Consider the following 21,294-nt stretch of genomic DNA (forward strand, 5'->3'; position numbering starts at 1 on the left):
ATGTGTGGAATTTACGGATCAACTATAGAATACTCTAAAAAACAAGTTCAAGACAAGTTGGAACGCGCAAAATTTAGAGGTCCCGATAAATTAGATTTTAAATTTTTTGGAGACGAATCCAAACCAATAATATTTGGTCATAACCGCTTGGCTATTATAGATGTTGACGAGCGTTCCAACCAACCCTTTACCTATAACAACAGCATCCATATTGTGTTTAATGGCGAGGTTTACAATTTTAAAGTGCTAAAAAAACAGTTAGAAGCAAAAGGCTATAAATTCAATACAACTAGTGATACGGAAGTTATTTGTGCAGCATATTTAGAATATGGTGAAGATTGCGTCAATTATTTAGGTGGCATGTTTGCTTTTGTTATCTATGATGAGACGAAACAAAAACTTTTTGGCGCCCGGGATCGTTTGGGTAAAAAACCATTTTACTATTATTTGAATGAGAAACAATTTGAATTTGCAAGTCAGATTTCATCTATTCAAATGCATCATACCAATTTAACAATTTCTAATAAAGCTATCAGTTACTATTTAGCTTGGGGAGCCATTCCGGATCCACATTCCATTTTTAATGAGATTAAAAAACTACAAGCTGGACATTGTTTTTCTTTAAATTTAACAGCGTACGACTTTAAAGAACGAAAATATTGGGATATTGATACAAACGTTAAAAACCCATTTCAAGGTTCTTACAAAGATGCTATTGCCGAATTAGATGGTTTTATAAGTAGTGCCGTTTCCACACGTTTATTTGCCGATGTTCCTGTAGGTGTTTTCCTTTCCGGTGGCGTTGATTCATCGGTCGTTGCTGCTTTGGCTACAAAAACAACCGATAGTAAAGTAAAAACCTTTTCAGTGAAATTTAACGAAAAAGGTTTTGACGAAAGTGTGTATGCCCAACAGGTAGCAGATCACTTACAAACAGATCATCATATTATAGAATGTAATTATAATGAAGGATTAGATCTCATTGATAATTTTACGCATTTTTATGATGAACCATTTGCTGATTCTTCAGCCATTCCATCCATGCTTTTAGCGAAGCATACTCGTAAAAAAGTTACCGTTGCATTATCTGGTGATGGTGGAGACGAAAGTTTCATAGGCTATGAACGCTACAAATGGATGAAACAGGTAAATCACTTATACAATCTACCAAGTTTTTTAAGGCATACGGCTGCAAAAACAGCTAGTTTAGCACCTTATTATAAATTAAAAATGATTGGTAAGGGATTGCAATATGAGGATATCAATTCGCTTTATATTGCATCGGTTACCGGTGTTAATATGTCTTGGTTGAAATCCGATTTTGATTATACCGATGTTCCCGAAAAAAAATATCTATATCACAACACCAAAAATTTATATGAACGACTAACCGATTTTGATATTAAAACCTACCTTAATTGGGATATTAATACCAAAGTAGATCGCGCCACCATGGCATATTCTCTTGAAGCACGTGCACCACTTATGGATCATAGTATTGTGGAATTTGCGCAGTCATTACCAACAGATTTTAAATACAATGGGAAAATTCAAAAGCGTATTTTAAAGGATGTACTCTATCAATATGTTCCGGAAAAAATATTTGACCGACCAAAAGCTGGTTTTACTATGCCATTTGCAGAATGGTTTAAACATGAATTAAAAGATTATGTGCTTTCAGAACTGGATATGGCCAGTTTACGAGAAATCCCGAATATTGATGCTGATGAGGTCTATAAAATGATTCAACAACACATGAATGGTAGCTGGAATCGCTATCCTTTAATTTGGAAATTACTCGTTTTAAAACAATGGCTTAAAACGAACGGAAGAGGATACACTATTAAATAATGAAAAACTCTAAAACCAATATTGTATTTGTACTACCATCATTAGCTGCTGGTGGTGCCGAACGTATCCTATCGTACGTGGCTCAAAACTTGGACGAAAACCAATTTAAAGTCACCTTACTTATTACAGGCTATGAAAAAGACACCGTGTACGAACTAGAAAATTTAAACATCGTTTACTTAAACAAACCGCGTGTTTTAAAAGCTTTTGGTAGTTTGTTTCAATACTTCAGAAAACACAAACCAGATATTGTAGTTAGTTCCATTGTGCATTTGAATACCATGATCGCTTTTATGTCTCCTTATTTTAGAAAGACTAAATTTGTTTCTCGAGAGGCGAATGTATTAACCGTTTTAAATAAACATAATCCGTACACCAATTCTGCCTTCCCTAAGGCTATGATTGTATTTGCCTATAAGTTAGTGGATTGTATTATTTGTCAGTCTAAAGACATGCAAAAGGATATGATTGCCAATTATAAAGTACCAAAATCAAAAACCGTATTAATTAATAATCCTATAACTAAAGAATTTAAACTTAAAGCTACAGCTCGAGATGCATCCAAACCAATTTCCTTTATTACCATTGGTCGTTTAAGCAAGGAGAAAGGACATGAGCGGCTTATTCATGTGCTTTCACAATTAAGTTTTCCATTTCATTATACTATTATTGGTGCTGGTAATGAAAAAGATAGTATTTTTGAAATGCTTGATAGTAAGGGACTAGCAAAAAACATAACGTATATTAGCTTCACAAAAAATGTAGAAACCTATTTAGCTGAAAGCGATGTGTTCCTGCAAGGATCCTTTGTAGAGGGTTTCCCTAATGTTCTTATAGAGAGCTGTGTAGTAGGCACTCCTATTCTAGCTTTTAATGCTCCTGGTGGATTGGATGAAATTATAGAGGCTGGTAAAAATGGTTACGTAGCTGATACCGAGGAAGATTATGTAAACTATTTAAATCAGATTCATAACACATTCCCTTTTAACCCGGAAACTGTAAGTAATGTGGTAAAAAATAAATTTAGTAGCAATAAAATTATTAATGATTATACCAACTTGTTTATAAAATTATCTCCTAAGAATCAGCATGTCTGAAAAAAGAAAAATAGCATTGTTTATTTCTGCCATAGGTTATGGTGGAGCCGAGAAAGTTGTTAGCTTATTATTATCTGAACTTCCTAAATACTACGATGTCACGTTAATTTTGTTATATAACGAAATTAAACTGCCTATACCAGAGGATACGAAAGTGGTGGTATTATCTAAACCTAATGAAACTTTTAAAACCTCCGTGTTTGGTAGAATTAAAGACAACATCAAATTCATATTTACCTATCAGAAAGTTTTAAAAAAAGAAAAAATTGATGTGGTTGTTTCCTTTTTAGTTCGTCAAAATATTATGACCAGCATTGCTAAAATGTTTAACCCTAAATTAAAAACTATAATTAGCGAGCGTTGTTTCCCATCCATCATGTACAAAGATGATAAGCTTACTTCTTTTTTAACCAAACTACTAATCCCTTATTTTTACAACAAAAACGACAAACTATTTTCAAATTCCATTTATATCAATGCGGATTTAAAAACAAATTATAGACTAAAAATAGACAGGTCTGTTATATATAATCCTATTCTAACCAAAAGAGTTAAGCCTGAATTAGCCACATACACTGATTTTGAAGACATTTTTAAAGTAGTCACCGTTGGACGTATGATTCCTGTGAAAAACCAAAAAAGCATTATTGAAGCCATAAGTATGTTATCCAGCAATTTTTATATGGAAATTTATGGGGATGGCTACTTACACCAACAATTAGATGAATTATCTATTAAATTGAATCTTGCTGGACGTGTAAATTTTAATGGTAATGTGGATGATGTTAAGTCATACATCATAAATGGGCATTGTTTTGTACTATGCTCCCTAACGGAAGGGTTCCCTAACGTGGTTTTGGAAGCCATGTCTGTTGGTTTACCCGTAATTTGCACCAATTGTATGTCTGGACCTCTAGAGTTACTAAACGACAATGAAGATGTTTCTATTTTAAAAGGGTCTTTCGTTAAGGCTAAATATGGCATATTAGTAAATGTTGATGATTCTGTAGGGCTTTCACAAGCCATTAAATATTTACAGAAAAATCCAGAAGCACGCAAACAGTATAGCGATTTAAGTTTCGAGCGCGCTAAAACGTACGACATCAAGAATATTGGAGTTCATGTTAAAAACTTAATTGATAGTATTTAATTTATGTGTGGAATAAACGGATATATAAAACCTGAATTTACAGCTTCTGAAGATGCCCTAAGCACGCTTAAAAAAATGAATGATGCTATCATACATCGCGGTCCTGATGATTCCGGTTTTTATCATGATAGCAGCAATGCATTTTCTGTAGCAATGGCAATGCGCAGACTTTCAATTATAGATTTAAATACAGGTAAGCAACCTATTTCAAATGAAGATGATAGCATAACTATTGTTTTTAATGGTGAAATATATAATTACCGAAAGCTACGTGCAGATTTAGAAACAAAAGGCTTGACTTTTAAAACACAAAGCGATACAGAAGTTATTCTAAAACTGTATGAAACGGAAGGCGAAAAATCTTTTGAAAAACTAGATGGTATGTATGCTTTTAGCATTCATGACAAAAATCAAAACAAACTCATTATTGCGCGTGATTTCTTTGGCGAAAAACCTTTGTATTACGCACAAACTGAAAATGGTTTTTATTATGCATCTGAACTTAAATCCATTATCAAGGTGCTTCCCAATAAGCCGGAAATTTCAAAAACAGGATTAAATTTATTTTTTAAGCTCACTTACATTCCTGCACCTTTTTCTATTTATAATGGTATTCTGAAACTAGAAGCCAATCATTATATTACTTATGACCTGGTAAATCATACACATTCGATTTCCGAAATCCATAAAATTGAGACAGATAGAAGCAACTTGTCTTTTAATGAAGCTAAATTTAAATTGCACGACCTCATGATGACAAGTATTGAAAGTCGCACGGTTAGCGACGTTCCAATTGGAACATTTTTATCTGGTGGTGTAGATTCTTCCATTGTTAGTTTGGGCTTATCACAATTATCTAATAACAAAATAGACACCTTTTCTATTGGTTTTGATAAAGCTTCATTTGATGAAACCGATAAATCTAAACTGGTAGCCAAGCAAATCAACAGTAATCATCACGAATTTATAATTTCTGAAAGCGATATTAAAGCACATATTGATGCTATTTTATTGAATTTTGATGAACCCTTTGCAGATTCATCGGCACTACCAACCTATTTGGTATCCAAAAAAACAAGCAATTATGTAAAAGTTGCTTTAACCGGAGATGGTGGCGATGAGGTTTTTGGTGGTTACAATAAATATTACATGGGAAATTTAAACAACCGTTATACCAAAATGGTTCCCGAGTTTCTTCATAATAGTACAAAGCCATTGCTAACCAGTTTACTTTCTACTAAAGATGATAATCGCGGAAAACGTTTTAAACTAAAAAAACTGGTCCAAGCTATTGATTATACAGGTGAAAACTATTGGAATATTATTTCATTAGGTTTTGAAAATGACACCCAACAATTACTAAACCCTGAACATACGTTAGCAAATCCGTTTGCATACTATAAAGGACATATTAGCAAACCTAAATCGCTTCATGATTATCGAGAGGTTGACCGTTTAATAAGCCTTGAAGGCGACATGCTCGTTAAAGTTGATAGAACCAGCATGATGAATTCCTTGGAATGTCGTGCGCCATTTTTAAACAAAGCTCTTTGGAATTTTTCCAATAGTTTACCAGAAAACTACTTACTTAAAGGCTGGAACAAAAAGCATATTTTAAAAGAAGCTTTTAAGCATGAATTTCCTGATGGATTTCTAGATAAATCTAAAAAAGGATTTGCCGTTCCTGTTGGAGATTGGCTTCGTTCTGGCTTAAAAACCGAATTAGAACATTATATAAACTCTAAACTAATAGATAAACAAGGGTTGTTTAATAGTAAATACATCAAACAATTAGTCATGAATCATATTTCAGGTAAGGAAGACAATAGCTATAAAGTTTGGACATTTTACACATTTCAAAAGTGGTATTTTTCACTTTACAGCCCACAATTATAAATCAAGAAACAATTAGCTACTTATAGTTTAAAAATAAATGTCAAAAAAAATATGTTTAGTTGGTGGTGAAGATGTGCATAAACGCATCAATCTTTCTCAGTATTTAATTGCTGCCGGTTTTGAGGTGACTATTATTGGGACAAGCAACGTGGAGTTCCCTGAAAACATAACCTATTTTGATTACCCATTAAATAGAAGCTTATCCATAACATCAGATAATAAAACTATAAAATGGTATCGGTCATTTTTTACCGATAACAGATTTGATCTTATTCATACGTTTGACACGAAACCAGCATTTTTAGTACCACTAGCATTACTTAAGACGAAGACACCCATCACCCGAACAATTACCGGTTTAGGTACTATTTTTATGTCTAAATCCTTTCGGAATTTAATTTTACAATTCGTTTACAAAACATTGCATAGAAAAGTTAAAAACCGTGTATATAAAACAATTTTTCAAAATGATGATGACAAAAATTTATTTCTAAAACACCATCTTATTAATCCACATAATTTCGGGTTAATATACAGCAGTGGCATAGAACTAAAACAATACAACTCTTTAGCAGAGCGCAACAACAAGACTTTCACATTTATATTTGTGGCGCGTTTAGTTTATGAAAAAGGCATCACGTTTTTATTAGAAGCTGCTAAAATATGCCACGAAAGAGGCTATGGCTTTAAGTTTATAATTGTGGGACCGTTAGAAGAGCATTCCAAGCGACTAAATTCCGAAATATTAAAACAATATGAATCTTATGTGGAATTTTTAGGCGAACGAAAAGACGTAAGTGAATTACTATTAAGCGCAGACGCTATGATACTACCAACGTTTCGTGAAGGTTTTGCTAGAGTGCTTCTAGAAGCTGCTGCTGTGGGACTACCTATTATTTCAACAGATGTAACTGGAGTTCGCGAATTTGCCAAAAACAATCAAGAAGCAATTTTAGTGCCTTCAAAAAATACTGAAGCGCTAGTTGATGCCATCATAAAATTAGGAACAAATAAAAATTTAGCCAATAAATTAGCTGAAAGCGCATTAAAAAGAGTTGAAACGTTTAGTCTTGAAAACGTATCTAAACAATATATAACTATATTTGAAGACGCTATTAATCAACATTAAATTATGAAAATTCCATTTTCACCACCTTACATTAACCCAGCCGTAATTAACGAAGTTACAGACGCATTAGAATCTGGCTGGATTACCACGGGACCTAAAGTTAAAAAGCTAGAAGATCTTGTTTGTGAGCATATTGGCGTTCCAAATACTTTGTGTGTTAACTCGGCAACTTCTGGATTAATGTTAGCTTTAAAATGGTATGACATTGGTCCTGGTGACGAAGTTATTATCCCAGCTTACACATACGCTGCCACTGCTTTAGCTGTAATTCACGTGGGCGCTACACCTGTAATGGTAGACACCAAAGAAGACTTTAATATTTCCATCTCTGCTATTGAAAAAGCAATAACCGAAAAAACAAAAGCAATAATGCCAGTTGATATTGCTGGATGGCCTTGTGATTATGATGAAATTCAGAGGCTTGTTGAAAATAAGAAACCTATTTTTAAACCAAATTCAGAAAAGCAACATCAATTAAATAGAATTGTAACTATTGCCGATGCTGCTCATGCTATTGGCGCTAAATATAAAAATAGGTTTGTTGGATTAACATCAGATATAACCGTATTTTCATTTCATGCCGTAAAAAACATTACTACAGCCGAAGGTGGGGCCGTTTGCTTAAACCTTCCTGAACCGTTTAGCAATCAAGAGGAATATAATTATTTAAGATGTTTTTCTTTAAACGGACAGACTAAAGATGCTTTTACAAAATCTAAAGCAGGTGGTTGGAAATACGATATTATTTATCCAGGCATGAAGATAAATATGCCTGATGTACTTGCTGCCATTGGTGTTGCCCAGCTTCCTGAATATTTTTCGCATATTTTAGAAAAGCGCGAAACGATATATGCATATTACCAAGCGTATTTTAAAACCAAGCCTTGGGCTATCATTCCGCCTTATAAAAATGAAGACAAACTTTCATCTTGTCATCTGTACGCTTTAAGAATAAAGGACGCCACAGAAGAGCAACGTGATGCTATTATTGAAGCCATTTCAAAAGAAGGTGTTGCTGTTAACGTGCATTTTCAGCCATTACCATTGTTAACTTTGTTTAAAAATATGGGGTATAACATTGCAGATTACCCAGTGGCATACACCAACTTTAAATCGGAAATCTCATTGCCAATTTATCCACAACTTACTGAAGAAGAGCTCAAATACATTGTAAACACGGTTGAAAATGCCGTAGAATCTTGTCTATGTTAAAGCGCCTTTTTGATATCGTTTTTTCTTTATTAGGTATGATTTTATTGTTACCTTTACTTTTGGTAATAGCACTAATTTTAAAGTTAGAGTCTAAAGGACCCGTTTTTTACAAACAAGTACGAGTAGGAAAAGGGAATTCAGATTTTAAAATTTTTAAATTTAGAACCATGTTTATCGGTTCGGACAAAAAAGGCTTGCTAACCGTTGGAGATAGAGATCCAAGAGTTACAAAAACCGGTTTTTTTTTAAGAAAATATAAGCTCGATGAACTCCCCCAATTAATCAATGTATTTTTAGGAAGCATGAGTTTTGTTGGACCCAGACCCGAAGTAAGACATTATGTTAATTATTATTCGGTTGATGATATGGAAATATTATCTGTAAAACCAGGAATTACAGACTATGCCTCTATTATTTTTCGTGATGAAGCAGAATTATTAAAAACTGCTAAAAACATGGAAAGTTTTTATATAAATACCATTTTACCTCAAAAAATAGCACTGAATAAGAAATATATTAATAGCGCAAGCCTATTGGTAGATTTTAAGATTATTATTAAAACCATTCAAACTATTTTGGGTTAATGAAAACACAGAACGGCTATTTATTAATTTCTTTGGATTTTGAGCTCTTTTGGGGCTTATTTGACGTGAAGACAACATCAGATTATCAAACTAACCTAAAAAATGTTAGGGACGTAATTCCACGCCTTGTTGCTTTAGCTGATCAATATAATATTACTTTAACTTTTGCGACTGTTGGTTTCTTATTTGCTAAAAATAAACAGGAATTATTAAGCGCCTTACCATCCGAAAAACCATCCTATTTAAATTCCCGATTTAATCCTTATAATTTAATAGAAAACATTGGTGAAAATGAAACAAATGATCCATTTCATTATGCTGAATCATTAATTGAATTTATAAGAAATAATGGTAATCATGAAATTGCTAGTCATACCTTTAGTCATTATTATGCCAATGAAGAAGGACAAACACCTGAACAATTTGAAGCTGATATTATTGCTGCAGTAAAAATTGCAAAACACAAAAATATTAGCATAAAAAGTATTGTATTTCCAAGGAATCAGATAAATGAAGCCTATTTAAAAATATGTGCTAAACATGGCATTATTTGTTATCGTGGTATTGAAAAACATTGGATGTTTGACACCCATGATACCAAAAAACTAGATAATACAACCCATAAGGCCTTCAGGCTCACTGATGCTTACTGCAATATTTCTGGCTACAACACCTACTCTATTAATGAGCTAAAAAACTGTCATGGCATAATTAACATTCCATCAAGTAAATTTTTCAGACCATATAGTAACAGTTTCAAATTGCTAGAACCGTTACGTATTTATAGAATAAAAAAAGGTTTAAAAAAGGCAGCAGAAAATAATGAAATCTACCATCTTTGGTGGCATCCTCATAATTTTGGCAAGAATATAGATGCCAATTTCAAAAATCTGGAAGACATCTTTAAACTTTTTAGTGCTTTACAGAAAAGTCATGATTTTCAGAGTGTTTCCATGTCGCAATTAGCAGAATTATATCTTTCTAAAGAATCTCAATAAGATATTTACTTTTCGTTCCGGATACTAGATAATTCGGCTTCCCATCTATTATGCTAACAGATCTATATATTTTTAAACCTGAAAAACATTCTGGTTTTTGATATAATCCATCAAACACAAGTCTGATTAAAAACGGAAAGCGTTCACCTTCTTCATTTAAATCAACTAATTGATAGGCCTTGAAATTTATATCTCCCTTAATTGGATGAATTTTAAATGGCAATTTCTGTTCCTTTGAAGCACCAAAATTCTTAAGTGCAAAACGCGTTTTTGCAACAAATAAATTAAAATTTTTGTCACGTAGGTATTGCTTTAATCCAAAATACTTGACTAATAAATAGCCGGTTATACTTGAAGCAATACTTGATGTATCGTACAGTATATGGCAATTATACAAGTAGTTAGTGTTAGTCCATTTTGTTTTGTATTCATATTCTCCTTTCGAAAAATCTAGAATCTCTTTGTCGTTTTTAATGCACCAATCAATAAACTTGCTAATCTCGATATGACCAACGTTAAACTTGTAATAATTAGTATTAAATGCCTTCACCGCGCCAACAAGCGAGTTTTCCCCTAAAAATGCAAGCGACATAGAAATAGGTTTGCCCGCAACATCAATACTGATAATCATTGCCTTTTTTTCATGAAGCATTTTATACACTAATTCTTCATAAAATGGCCATTCACTAATTAAACTGGTATCAATTTTTAAATCGCCATAGCGTGTTTCAACCAAGTTCTTAAAATTGGCCATCAAGGTTTTATAAGCGTCTGGAGCTATATCTCCATAATAATAATTGTAGGATACATCAAAGCAGCTCTCAAACTTTTTTAAGGTGCTCCTAAACTTATTTCTGGATTTGGCATTTAAGGTGTTTTGCAAATACGCTTCAAACGACGTAACTTTCGATAAATCTGCTAGGAACCCTTTATACTGGCGGACTTTCTTAATTTTAAGATTGGGAATTTTAACAGGATCAGTCCAATTACAATAATCTGGAACATCATATATAACCACGGCTTTGTTTTTAAAATCTGATGCCAAGGCGTCAATCTCATAGGTCATACCATTAGTCATATTTCTACCAGCATTTATATAATATGGTAGAAACTTATGCTTTATAAAGGACAGGTTTTTAATAAATTGAAATTGTTTGCCTTCTTTCTGTTTTGAAAAATGCTTTAACCAAGTTTCCTGATATGTATTGGAAGTAAACGGATTATGCTTCATCTCGAACAATTTTTAAGAAGCCATTTTTGGTTTTTACTAAAAGGGAATCATTTTCATATTGATAAACCGTTAAATCCTTTGCGGGTTCTGGGTTCATATATAAATAATCGTAAAGTGCTTTGCGCTGCGACACATATAATTCGGCGTCTAAATCAATTTGTGTTATACGAGGTTCCATAGTAAACGCATCAGGTAAAACTTCTATTTTATAAGTTTCCAACAGAACTGCTTTGTTTTTATTACCGCCCAATAATTGATGCTTCAGGTTGTGAACTTTAGTACTATACTTGCGGTCTCTAAATTCGCGTTTAAAATTGAAGTATTTTTCCAAAAAACTAGCCGTTAATCTGCTTTTTAACGAATTAGAATCGTACAAAATATGATAATAGGTCTGGTAACGATCGTCACTCCAACGTTTCTTATAGTCGAAATCACCTTGTGTATAATCAAAAATTGCAATGCCATTGTTAAAACTCCAATCTAGCATCTTCATAATGGTTGTATGACCAATGTTATAACGATACAAATCAATATCAAAAACAGTTAAAGCCTCCACCAAAATAGAATCAAAATGATAACTAAATGTGATACCAATAGGTTTGCCATCACAATAAATAACAAAAAGCGAAGCGGTTCCTTCGTTAACCATTTTAAATGCCAACTCGGTATAGAAAGCCCATAAAGTTGGTTCTAACTCGCCACAAGGTTCACCTTTATTTGAATACCGTTTTTCAAAAAGTTTATAAAAACTATCAAAAACCAGGTCAAATTCTGTTTTGGAAATTTCACCGTGATACATGATATAATCAACTGTGAAATTAGCTTCCAAACGCGTTACATTTCTACGTAACTTGGAACGTGTATTAGATTTGTAAATGGTATTTAAATAGGCATCCAACGATTCATAATTACCTACGCGCGTAATATAACCTTCATACTGAAAAACCTTTTTTAACTTTAAAGCAGCGGATGCTTCTGGCGCTGTAATTACTTGATAGGAAGGAATATCTCGAACTAAAAACACTTGACTTTTATAGTCCGTTGCTTTTAAATTTAAATCATAGGTTAAACCATTAGTCAGTTTATTACCAAGGTTTATATAGCAAGGCACAACAGCATGTTTATAAAACGAAATGGGTTTTATAACTTCAGTTGTTTTTCCGGGATTATTTGTATTAAAATGTTTCAACCAAACATCTTGAAACGTTTGGGATGAAAATGGATTATTAATCATGATAAAAGTTTCGTTATCAAGTTTAAAATTAGTTTTTTAAATGAATAAACATCAGTATAAACCCATTTTTTAGATGTATTTGAAAAAAAACTATATAAACGGCATTTTTTATGGGTTGATTTCGGTATTTATTACAATATTTACCATGTTAAAAAGTGTTTACTTATAAAGCTATTGTAACACAAATAAATCAAACAATGAACTCTTGGTTTTACAATCATTTTTGGAAGTAATATCAAGGCTATTACGACTAAGGGTTTAAAAAGTAAGATTAAAACAACAGTATGGTTTCAATTAAAATCAAAAAACGTGAAAATTAGTTATTTATCGTATTTATTTGATGGAAACTATTTAAACATAGATATTTACGATGACAAAAAATGTTTCGGGAGTGAAATCTAAAATATGGTTATCAGCACCGCACATGAGTGGTTTTGAGGAAAATTATATTAATCAGGCCTTTAAAAGCAATTGGATTGCGCCATTAGGGCCAAATGTTGATGGTTTTGAAGGTGATTTAGAAGCTTATCTTGGAAAACAGTCGCATGTAGCGGCATTAACATCTGGAACGGCTGCCATACATTTAGCTTTAAAACTGTTAGATGTTTCCGTGGGAGATGAAGTACTTTGTCAAACAAAAACTTTTGTAGCCTCTGTAAATCCTGTGATTTATGTGGGTGCAACACCTGTTTTTATTGATAGTGAAACTAAAACTTGGAACATGTGTCCCGAGTTATTAGAAAAAGCAATATTGGATAGAATAACCAAGGGGAAGAAACCTAAAGCCATTATTGCTATAAATTTATATGGAATGCCATACAACGTAACACACATACACGCAATTGCTAACAAGTATCAGATTCCTGTAATTGAAGACAGTGCTGAAGCTTTAGGTAGCCGTTATAACAACCAACCTTGTGGAACGTTTGGTGATATGTCTATTTTATCCTTTAATGGAAATAAAATCATAACAACATCTGGAGGTGGTGCTTTGGTATCTAGAAATATTAATTATAAAAAACGTGCTATTTTTTTGGCAACCCAAGCAAAAGATACTGGTATTAATTATTCACATTCCGAAGTTGGCTATAATTACAGAATGTCTAATATTTTAGCGGGTATTGGTCGTGGACAAATGCAAGTTTTAGAAAATAGAATTCAAGCTAGAAGGTCCCATTTTGAATATTATAAAAACGAATTACAGCATATAACAGATATAGAATTTTTAGATGAGCCTGAAAATTACTTCTCAAACCGTTGGCTATCAGCCGTTCTATTTAAAACAAAAACAATAAGAGATGGCGTTTTAAATGCTCTTTTAGAAGAAAACATAGAATCAAGACCATCTTGGAAACCCATGCACCAACAAGATATATTTAAAAACCATGCAAGTTATTTAAACGGTGTTTCTGATAATTTGTTTGAGCGTGGCTTATGTTTACCTAGCGGCTCCAGTTTAACGACTGTTGAATTAGACCGTGTTAATCAAGTAATAAAAAACTATTTTGGATAAAATTTATAATTTATTACGAAAATTATCTAATCGCTATGCGTCAAAATGGTTAGTACTCCTATTTGACTCAACCATTATTGCATTTACCTTCTTTATTGCCTATATAATTCGATTTAATTTTCAAATCGATTTCGATTTTTCCATGTTTCTAAAGCAAATACCATTTGTTGTGTTTGCTGGAATTATTAGTTTCTTATTAGTAAGTTCTCATAAAGGAGTTGTCCGGTTTACGGGCTTTAAAGATGTTGTCAACATTATAATTGGTGTCAATATTTTAGCAACCATACTTATAATATCTACATTTATGAGTCGGAAATACAACTACAATAATGTTTTTGATATTCCTGGTTCTATCATATACATTCACTTGTTGCTCAATATGTTTTTTCTTATTGGCGCCAAGTTCTTCATTAAATCTATTTACAGAAGTTTAATTACTGAAAATGAAGATATCCCCAAGAGTATTGTATTAATTTATGGTGCAGGTGATTCAGGAATAATCACTTATAACGCCATTGCAAATGATGCAAAAAGCGATATTGATGTTTTCGGGTTTATTGATGATAACGAACGTAAAGTGGGCAAAAAAATAAATCTATTGAATGTTTATCATCCCAACAACATTACAAAAGAGTTTATTGAAAAACACCAAATAGATTCGGTAATTATATCGATTCAAAATATTAGTTCTAACCGACTCCTTCAAATAACCAGTAAGTTATTTGCTTTAAACTTAAATGTGAAAATTGTACCAGCTGTCCAAACGTGGATTGATGGCGATTTAAGCATTGGGCAGATTAAAGATATAAATATTGAGGATTTATTAGGTAGAGAACCTATTAATATTGACAACCCTATTTTACATGACGAATATAGTAATCGCGTTATTTTAGTAACTGGAGCCGCGGGATCTATTGGCAGCGAATTAGTTAGAAAATTATCTGCTTTTAACTTCAAAAGCTTGGTACTTGTTGATAATGCGGAGTCACCTTTGTATGATTTGCAACAGGAATTAATACGAAATGGTATTACTAATGTTATACCAATAATTGCGGATATTAGAAATAACGTTCGATTAGATGCTATTTTTAATATACACAAACCCGAAATAGTTTTTCATGCAGCCGCCTACAAACACGTACCTTTAATGGAGCAAAATCCTTATGAAGCGGTTAGCGTAAATGTGCGTGGAACTAAAAACGTGGTGTATTTATCTAAAAAATATGGCGCTAAAAAATTCATTTTAATTTCAACAGATAAAGCGGTAAACCCAACTAATGTTATGGGAGCCACCAAACGCATTGCCGAAATGCTTATTTGTTGTCAGCAAAACACACAATCAACAACCAAATTTATCATCACACGTTTTGGAAATGTTTTAGGCTCTAATGGTTCCGTAATTCCGTTATTTAAAAAACAAATTGAAGCTGGTGGCCCTTTAACGGTAACCCATAAAGATATTATCAGATATTTTATGACTATTCCAGAAGCAAGCTTATTAGTTTTGGAAGCAGCTGCTATGGGATTAGGGCACGAAATTTTTGTGTTTGATATGGGTAAACCTATAAAAATTTATGATTTAGCCATGAATATGATTGCCCTGTCTGGTTTAAAATATCCGACGGACATTGATATTAAAATAACAGGTTTACGTCCTGGTGAAAAGATCTTTGAAGAACTATTAATTGAAGGCGAAAACACCAAACCAACTTACAATGAGAAAATTATGATTGCTAAATGCAAACCGGTAAGTATTGAAAGGACTCAGAACCTTATAAAAGAACTCTGTTTATTAGGTTCTAATTCTCAAAATATTGAAATTGTATCAAAAATTAAAGATATTGTAGCAGAGTACAATCCGAATAATTCAACTTATGATGTTTTAAATTAAACCAACCAACTATGATCAACCTTAAAAGCATTATTAAAAAAATTAGTATTCTACTTCTAATAGTAGTGGTTTCGTCCTGTGTTACAAGCAAGGAAGTTATTTATTTTCAAGATGAACCTGTAAGCGAATACAATGATATTCCCATGAATTCCGATATCGTTTATAAACCAAACGATTTAATTTTTATTAGTGTTGGTGGTGATGCTGATGCGGTGGCGCCTTTTAATTTACCAGCTGTTTCTTACAGTGTTTCATCCGTAAATGCCAATGCAGACCTTAAAATGCCAACCTATTTAATTGACAAAAATGGTAACATAGAATATCCTGTTTTGGGCACTATTAAGCTTGGTGGTCTATCACGAGAAGATGCCACTAGTTTTTTAAAAAATAAAATTTCGGCATATGTAAAAGATCCCATTATTAATATAAGATTAATAAATTTCACGATAACGGTTTTAGGCGAAGTTAGAAATCCTGGTACTTTTACCGTTGAAGATGAACGGATTTCATTAATTGAAGCATTAGGTTTAGCAGGCGATTTAACCATATATGGCAAACGCGAAAATGTATTTTTAATTCGTGAACGCGATGGCAAAAAGGTTTTCACGAAATTCGATTTAACAAAAATTAGCACCATTACATCTCCTAATTATTATTTAGAACAAAATGATGTTTTGGTAATTGAGCCTAATTCTGCCAAAATCCGTTCCGCATCGTACAACCAAAATAATGGCGTAATCATTTCGGCCGTTGGTACTTTAGCAACAATTTTAGCCATATTTTTAGTCAAATAAAATTATTTACACGAATTCTTTCATGAAACAGAATGCGCATTTTAGAGATTTAATTGAGCCTTATTTAAACCGATGGAAGTTTATTCTTCTATGCGTTATTGCTGCCTCAACATTAGCATTTGTATATTTACGTTATGCTAGTAATGAGTATCAAGCTAAAGCTACCATTAAAATTAAGGACGACAAATCTCAAGGTAAATTACCGGAAATATCAAGCCTTCAAAACTATGGTCTCTTTAGTAATGATCAAAATAATGTGTTGGATGAAATTGAAATTCTTAAATCACGCAACCTTATTGAAAGTGTCATTAAAGATTTAAAATTTAATATTCAATTCTTTGTAGAAGGTCGTATTCAAGCGCATGAAGTTTATACTAATCCGCCATTAAATATTAATTTCAGCACAACGGATTCACTTTTACATTTGATTGATACCACGTTTAATATCCGAATTAATTCATCAAAAGATTTTATTTTTAAAGGTATTCCACAAGACACCAAAATATTAAAAGGAAGTACCACACAGCATGATGATATTGAAGGTGTTTTATACGATTTTGGAAAAAATGTAGAAACCGGATTTGGCGATATAATCATTACACCTAATATTGGGCAATATGCTACCAAAATTGGCGCTGATATTACCATCAGAATCCAACCTGTAAATAACGTTACTAGTGATTATAAGTCTAGACTGCAAATTCAAACCAACGAGTTATCTAGTGTTATAAAGCTGACCATTAATGACAATGTGCGTGAAAAAGGCGTATTATTTTTAAATAAGCTGATTGAAAAATATAATGAAGATGTTATAAACGACAAGCAAATGGTTGTTGAAGCAACTTCAAATTTTATAAATGAGCGTTTAGAAGGTGTTTCGCGTGAGCTAGGCATAGTAGATTTAACAGCTGAAGATATTCAACAAGAGAACAAACTTACTAATTTAGCTACGCAGTCCAATATTTTTCTTCAAACTGAAAAGGAAAACGAAGCAAAAATTACCGAAACCGGCAGAGAGATTCAACTAATTGATTATATGAAAAATCATTTAGCGAATAACCAAGGCCCAAGCGATTTAATGCCGCTTAACATTGGTATTGAAGATGGAAATATTGGTCAGGTAGCAAAACGGCACAATAGTTTGGTTCAAGAGCGGGAACGAATTTTAAAGAATTCAAGTGAAATTAACCCGACCGTTGTTAATTTAACGAATCAGATTAATCAGTTAAAAGCAGATCTTTCGCAAAGCTTAAGTAGTAAGAGGTCTACAAGTCAGATTACCTATAATAGTTTAGTCTCGGAAAACTCTCGAATTAATTCACAAATTTATTCCGCCCCTCAAAAAGAACGTCAGTTTAAGGATATTAAGCGTCAACAAGATATTAAGGAATCATTGTACTTATACCTACTACAAAAACGTGAGGAATCGGCTATTACACATGGCGTTTCTTCACCAAATGCAAAAATTGTAGATAAGGCGTACGCTTCCGGAAGACCTGTAGCGCCAAAATCTGCTATTATTATTTTGGCAGCTTTAATTTTAGGTATTAGTTTTCCAATTGGCCTTATTTATCTGCTAACGCTTATAGACAATAAAGTACATTCAATTCAGGATATTAAGAAAACCATAGACGTGCCGTTTATTGGCGATATTCCGAAATCTAGCAAACGTACACAGCTTATTAAACAAATTGATTATACACCTAAAGCGGAAGCGTTTAGAATGGTACGTACCAATGTGGAATTCATGCTTAAGGGAATTAACAAGCATTCTAAAGTTATTTTTGTTACGTCTACAACTAGTAAAGAAGGGAAATCGCATACATCCATAAACCTAGCTTTATCACTCTCCTATTCTAACAAAAAGGTGCTTCTTATTGAAACAGATATTCGTGTGCCAAAAGCAACGAATTACCTGAATGTTAAAAATGATATTGGTTTAACCAATTATATTAGCGATCCAAGTTTAACGCTTTCCGATGTAACAACATCCATGAAGGACAATGATTTTTTAGATGTTATTCCTTCTGGTGTCATCCCTCCTAATCCAGCAGAACTATTAATGAGTAATCGGATGCAAGAATTATTCGATACTGTGGATAATCAATATGATTATATAATTGTAGACACGGCTGCTGTTGGTTTGGTTACAGACACCTTATTAATAAGTCACCATGCTGATTTATTTATTTATGTCGTTCGCGCCAATTATCTTGATAAGAGACGTTTGCAAATTGCAGATACCATGTACCAAGAAAAACGCTTACCAAATATGACGATACTTTTAAACGGTGTTGACCATAAAAAATCAAATGGTTATGGTTACGGATATGGTAAAAACCCGAATACAAAGAAATGGTGGCAACGTTCTAAATAGTATTATTTAATAGCTTTACGTCTTTCCTTCTCCTTTTTAATCAGCATAAGTTCACGTCCTGTTTGCCCAGCAACTGACGTGTTTTCTTCGGCACGTCTAATTAAGTACGGCATAACATCTTTAACGGGTCCAAAGGGAACATATTTAGCTACATTATAACCGTTATTAGCTAAATTAAAGCTAATATTATCACTCATGCCAAACAATTGTCCAAACCACACACGGTTATCATCTATAGCAATTCCTTTTTCTTTCATTAATTGCATAACCATGTAGCTACTCAATTCGTTATGGGTTCCAACAAAAATAGAAATGTCTGATATATTATCTAAAATATATTGAGCCGAGGCATTAAAATTTTCGTCAGTTGCTAATTTACTTTCACAAATAGGTGTTGGGTAATCATACTCCAAAGCACGTTCATGCTCCTTTTCCATATATGCACCACGAACAATTTTATATCCTAAATAAAACCCTTCCTTTTTAGCAAGTTCATGTTGGGATTTTAGAAAATCCATGCGGTCATGACGATACATTTGTAAGGTATTATAAACAATGGTAACATCTTTATTATACTTGCGCATCATATCTGTTACTAAATGATCTACGGCATCTTGAATCCAGCTTTCCTCGGCATCTATTAAGATTTCAACATCCTTTTCTTTCCCCAACTTGCAAACAGCATCATAACGAGCAACAACTCGGTCCCATTCTGCTTGCTCTGTTTCTGTTAGGCTTTTTCCTTCACTTATCTTCTGGTATAGTGCAAATCTTCCAAAACCGGAAGGTTTAAACACAGCAATAGGCATGGCTTTTCTATCGTCAGAAAAACGAATTATTTTTAAGGTTTTTTCCATGGCACCATCAAAATGTGCTTCTGTTTCCTTCCCTTCTACGGAATAATCTAAAACCGAACTCACGCCTTTAGTAAACATATCATCAATTACTGGTAGGCAATCTTCCTCATTGACACCGCCACAAAAATGGTCAAAAACCGTAGCACGAATAATACCTTCTACAGGTAAATGTGCCTTTAAAGCAAAATGCGTAAGTGTTGTACCAACCTTTACCAAGGTCTCATTTGATATCATATTGAATAAAAAATGAGCGCGATTTAACTCTCTATTACTCTTTAATTGAAAAGCAATTTCAGTATTGTCAAATATTTTTAAGTACTCCATATCTGTTGAAAATTATACAAAGATAATTATCATTCAGCTACTTTTTTATAAAAAAAACACCTTATTTTACCTTTTATTATTTCCATTATTTTTTATGAAATCTATACACACCGAAACATACCCAATTCACTTTAATTCAAATTGTTATATAGCTTTAAACACCCATTTAAAGCAAACCAATTATTCACTAATTTTCATTTTAGTTGATGAAAACACACATAATTTCTGTTTAACTAAGTTTTTACAACAGGTAGAAACGACATGTACCATAGAAATTATAGAGATTGAATCTGGTGAGGAACACAAAACTATTGAAACTTGCGTTGGGGTTTGGAATGTACTTTCTGAATTGGGTGCCGACCGCAAAAGCCTTATTATTAATTTAGGTGGCGGTGTTGTTACCGACTTAGGAGGTTTTGTTGCCTCTACCTTTAAGCGTGGTATTCATTATATAAATGTACCAACCTCTTTATTAGCCATGGTAGATGCTTCTGTAGGCGGTAAAACAGGTGTAGATTTAGGACATCTTAAAAATCAAATTGGTGTTATTAATTCTGGTGAAATGGTGTTAATTGACACTAGTTTTTTAGAAACTTTACCAGAAAACCAAATGCGTTCTGGTTTGGCTGAAATGTTAAAGCACGGGTTGATCTATAGTCGCGACTATTGGAATAAATTTACAACCACAGACCGCTTAAATTATAATGATTTAATTTACGAATCCGTTATCATTAAAAATGAAATAGTTACCCAAGATCCGCAGGAAGAAAACTTACGCAAAACCCTGAATTATGGTCACACTTTGGGACATGCCATCGAATCCTATTTTTTAAGTCACCCAGAAAAAGAAGCGCTTTTACATGGTGAGGCGGTTGCAATTGGTATGGTATTGGCCAATTATATTTCAACAGAATTAACAGGCTTTTCCAAAGTAGAAAATGATAAAATAAAAACGGTAATAAAGACTATTTTTGGCGAAGTTACAGTCCTTCCCTCCGATTATGAAGCCATAATTGAACTCCTTAAATACGATAAGAAAAACGAACACGGTAACATTAATTTTGTACTCCTTGAAGAAATGGGGAAAACAAAAATTAATTGTTTAGTTAGCAATACTATTATTATGGATGCTTTTGAATATTACAGAGCTTAAACC

16 protein-coding genes are annotated in these 21,294 nt (G+C 32.9%); 13 read left to right on the forward strand and 3 right to left on the reverse strand.

Features of this window, described 5'->3' with window-relative positions; translation table 11 throughout:
- Genes asnB (ACFPH8_RS07385) through ACFPH8_RS07420 form a run of 8 tightly spaced genes read left to right on the forward strand, consistent with a single transcriptional unit; the run spans position 1 to position 9,917 of the window.
- On the forward strand, positions 1-1,851 hold the full coding sequence (asnB, locus tag ACFPH8_RS07385; protein ID WP_376859762.1) for an asparagine synthase (glutamine-hydrolyzing): 1,851 nt from the start codon (positions 1-3) through the stop codon (positions 1,849-1,851).
- Positions 1,851-2,948, forward strand: a complete 1,098-nt coding sequence (locus ACFPH8_RS07390) for a glycosyltransferase (RefSeq protein ID WP_376859764.1) — start codon at positions 1,851-1,853, stop codon at positions 2,946-2,948. The genes asnB (ACFPH8_RS07385) and ACFPH8_RS07390 overlap by 1 nt, the downstream gene beginning before the upstream one ends.
- Positions 2,941-4,098, forward strand: a complete 1,158-nt coding sequence (locus ACFPH8_RS07395; RefSeq protein WP_376859766.1) for a glycosyltransferase — start codon at positions 2,941-2,943, stop codon at positions 4,096-4,098. The genes ACFPH8_RS07390 and ACFPH8_RS07395 overlap by 8 nt, the downstream gene beginning before the upstream one ends.
- Positions 4,099-4,101: 3 nt before the next feature.
- Positions 4,102-5,994 carry an asparagine synthase (glutamine-hydrolyzing) gene (asnB, locus tag ACFPH8_RS07400; RefSeq protein ID WP_376859768.1) on the forward strand — a complete coding sequence of 631 codons (1,893 nt, stop codon included), beginning with the start codon at positions 4,102-4,104 and terminating at the stop codon, positions 5,992-5,994.
- Between the two features lie 37 nt (positions 5,995-6,031).
- Entirely contained in the window at positions 6,032-7,123 is a 1,092-nt protein-coding gene (locus ACFPH8_RS07405; protein WP_376859770.1) for a glycosyltransferase family 4 protein, read from the forward strand.
- 3 nt (positions 7,124-7,126) lie between these two features.
- Positions 7,127-8,335 (forward strand): DegT/DnrJ/EryC1/StrS family aminotransferase, encoded by a 1,209-nt coding sequence (locus tag ACFPH8_RS07410; RefSeq protein ID WP_376859772.1) that lies wholly within the window; start codon positions 7,127-7,129, stop codon positions 8,333-8,335.
- Complete coding sequence (locus tag ACFPH8_RS07415) at positions 8,329-8,919, forward strand: sugar transferase (protein ID WP_376859774.1); 591 nt, start codon at positions 8,329-8,331, stop codon at positions 8,917-8,919. Before ACFPH8_RS07410 ends, ACFPH8_RS07415 begins: the two co-directional genes overlap by 7 nt.
- A complete protein-coding gene (locus ACFPH8_RS07420) occupies positions 8,919-9,917 on the forward strand; it encodes a polysaccharide deacetylase family protein (RefSeq protein WP_376859776.1) in 999 nt (332 codons plus the stop codon). The genes ACFPH8_RS07415 and ACFPH8_RS07420 overlap by 1 nt, the downstream gene beginning before the upstream one ends.
- Here ACFPH8_RS07420 and ACFPH8_RS07425 read toward each other — a convergent pair.
- Both ACFPH8_RS07425 and ACFPH8_RS07430 read right to left on the reverse strand, forming a co-directional pair.
- Complete coding sequence (locus ACFPH8_RS07425) at positions 9,901-11,148, reverse strand: GNAT family N-acetyltransferase (RefSeq protein ID WP_376859778.1); 1,248 nt, start codon at positions 11,146-11,148, stop codon at positions 9,901-9,903. The two genes, ACFPH8_RS07420 and ACFPH8_RS07425, sit on opposite strands and share 17 nt — an antisense overlap.
- Entirely contained in the window at positions 11,138-12,382 is a 1,245-nt protein-coding gene (locus ACFPH8_RS07430; RefSeq protein WP_376859780.1) for a GNAT family N-acetyltransferase, read from the reverse strand. Before ACFPH8_RS07430 ends, ACFPH8_RS07425 begins: the two co-directional genes overlap by 11 nt.
- 370 nt (positions 12,383-12,752) lie before the next feature.
- Here ACFPH8_RS07430 and ACFPH8_RS07435 point away from each other — a divergent pair, with 370 nt between their 5' ends.
- Genes ACFPH8_RS07435 through ACFPH8_RS07450 form a run of 4 tightly spaced genes read left to right on the forward strand, consistent with a single transcriptional unit; the run spans position 12,753 to position 18,957 of the window.
- On the forward strand, positions 12,753-13,895 hold the full coding sequence (locus tag ACFPH8_RS07435; protein WP_376859782.1) for a DegT/DnrJ/EryC1/StrS family aminotransferase: 1,143 nt from the start codon (positions 12,753-12,755) through the stop codon (positions 13,893-13,895).
- Positions 13,888-15,786 carry a polysaccharide biosynthesis protein gene (locus ACFPH8_RS07440; protein WP_376859784.1) on the forward strand — a complete coding sequence of 633 codons (1,899 nt, stop codon included), beginning with the start codon at positions 13,888-13,890 and terminating at the stop codon, positions 15,784-15,786. Before ACFPH8_RS07435 ends, ACFPH8_RS07440 begins: the two co-directional genes overlap by 8 nt.
- Before the next feature lie 11 nt (positions 15,787-15,797).
- Positions 15,798-16,580, forward strand: coding sequence for a polysaccharide biosynthesis/export family protein (locus ACFPH8_RS07445; protein ID WP_376859786.1), 783 nt, complete (start codon positions 15,798-15,800; stop codon positions 16,578-16,580).
- Positions 16,581-16,602: 22 nt separating this feature from the next.
- Positions 16,603-18,957, forward strand: a complete 2,355-nt coding sequence (locus ACFPH8_RS07450; RefSeq protein WP_376859788.1) for a GumC family protein — start codon at positions 16,603-16,605, stop codon at positions 18,955-18,957.
- A 2-nt stretch (positions 18,958-18,959) separates the two neighbouring features.
- Here ACFPH8_RS07450 and ACFPH8_RS07455 read toward each other — a convergent pair whose 3' ends face one another.
- A complete protein-coding gene (locus ACFPH8_RS07455) occupies positions 18,960-20,138 on the reverse strand; it encodes a proline dehydrogenase family protein (protein ID WP_376859790.1) in 1,179 nt (392 codons plus the stop codon).
- A 94-nt stretch (positions 20,139-20,232) separates the two neighbouring features.
- Between ACFPH8_RS07455 and aroB the strand changes: the two genes are divergently transcribed.
- Positions 20,233-21,291, forward strand: coding sequence for a 3-dehydroquinate synthase (gene aroB / locus ACFPH8_RS07460; RefSeq protein ID WP_376859792.1), 1,059 nt, complete (start codon positions 20,233-20,235; stop codon positions 21,289-21,291).
- Positions 21,292-21,294 lie beyond the last annotated feature (3 nt).

Source organism: Bizionia hallyeonensis, assembly GCF_042657385.1.
In the GTDB taxonomy this organism is placed as follows: domain Bacteria; phylum Bacteroidota; class Bacteroidia; order Flavobacteriales; family Flavobacteriaceae; genus Algorimicrobium; species Algorimicrobium hallyeonense.

Bases quoted from the DNA above. Each gene is read 5' to 3' on its own strand.
- ACFPH8_RS07420 (WP_376859776.1), top strand. From the start codon at position 8,919: ATGAAAACACAGAACGGCTATTTATTAATTTCTTTGGATTTTGAGCTC.
- ACFPH8_RS07455 (WP_376859790.1), bottom strand. From the start codon at position 20,138: ATGGAGTACTTAAAAATATTTGACAATACTGAAATTGCTTTTCAATTA.
- ACFPH8_RS07425 (WP_376859778.1), bottom strand. From the start codon at position 11,148: ATGAAGCATAATCCGTTTACTTCCAATACATATCAGGAAACTTGGTTA.
- ACFPH8_RS07405 (WP_376859770.1), top strand. From the start codon at position 6,032: ATGTCAAAAAAAATATGTTTAGTTGGTGGTGAAGATGTGCATAAACGC.
- ACFPH8_RS07450 (WP_376859788.1), top strand. From the start codon at position 16,603: ATGAAACAGAATGCGCATTTTAGAGATTTAATTGAGCCTTATTTAAAC.
- ACFPH8_RS07415 (WP_376859774.1), top strand. From the start codon at position 8,329: ATGTTAAAGCGCCTTTTTGATATCGTTTTTTCTTTATTAGGTATGATT.
- ACFPH8_RS07435 (WP_376859782.1), top strand. From the start codon at position 12,753: ATGACAAAAAATGTTTCGGGAGTGAAATCTAAAATATGGTTATCAGCA.
- ACFPH8_RS07430 (WP_376859780.1), bottom strand. From the start codon at position 12,382: ATGATTAATAATCCATTTTCATCCCAAACGTTTCAAGATGTTTGGTTG.
- ACFPH8_RS07395 (WP_376859766.1), top strand. From the start codon at position 2,941: ATGTCTGAAAAAAGAAAAATAGCATTGTTTATTTCTGCCATAGGTTAT.
- ACFPH8_RS07445 (WP_376859786.1), top strand. From the start codon at position 15,798: ATGATCAACCTTAAAAGCATTATTAAAAAAATTAGTATTCTACTTCTA.
- asnB (WP_376859762.1), top strand. From the start codon at position 1: ATGTGTGGAATTTACGGATCAACTATAGAATACTCTAAAAAACAAGTT.
- aroB (WP_376859792.1), top strand. From the start codon at position 20,233: ATGAAATCTATACACACCGAAACATACCCAATTCACTTTAATTCAAAT.
- ACFPH8_RS07390 (WP_376859764.1), top strand. From the start codon at position 1,851: ATGAAAAACTCTAAAACCAATATTGTATTTGTACTACCATCATTAGCT.
- ACFPH8_RS07410 (WP_376859772.1), top strand. From the start codon at position 7,127: ATGAAAATTCCATTTTCACCACCTTACATTAACCCAGCCGTAATTAAC.
- asnB (WP_376859768.1), top strand. From the start codon at position 4,102: ATGTGTGGAATAAACGGATATATAAAACCTGAATTTACAGCTTCTGAA.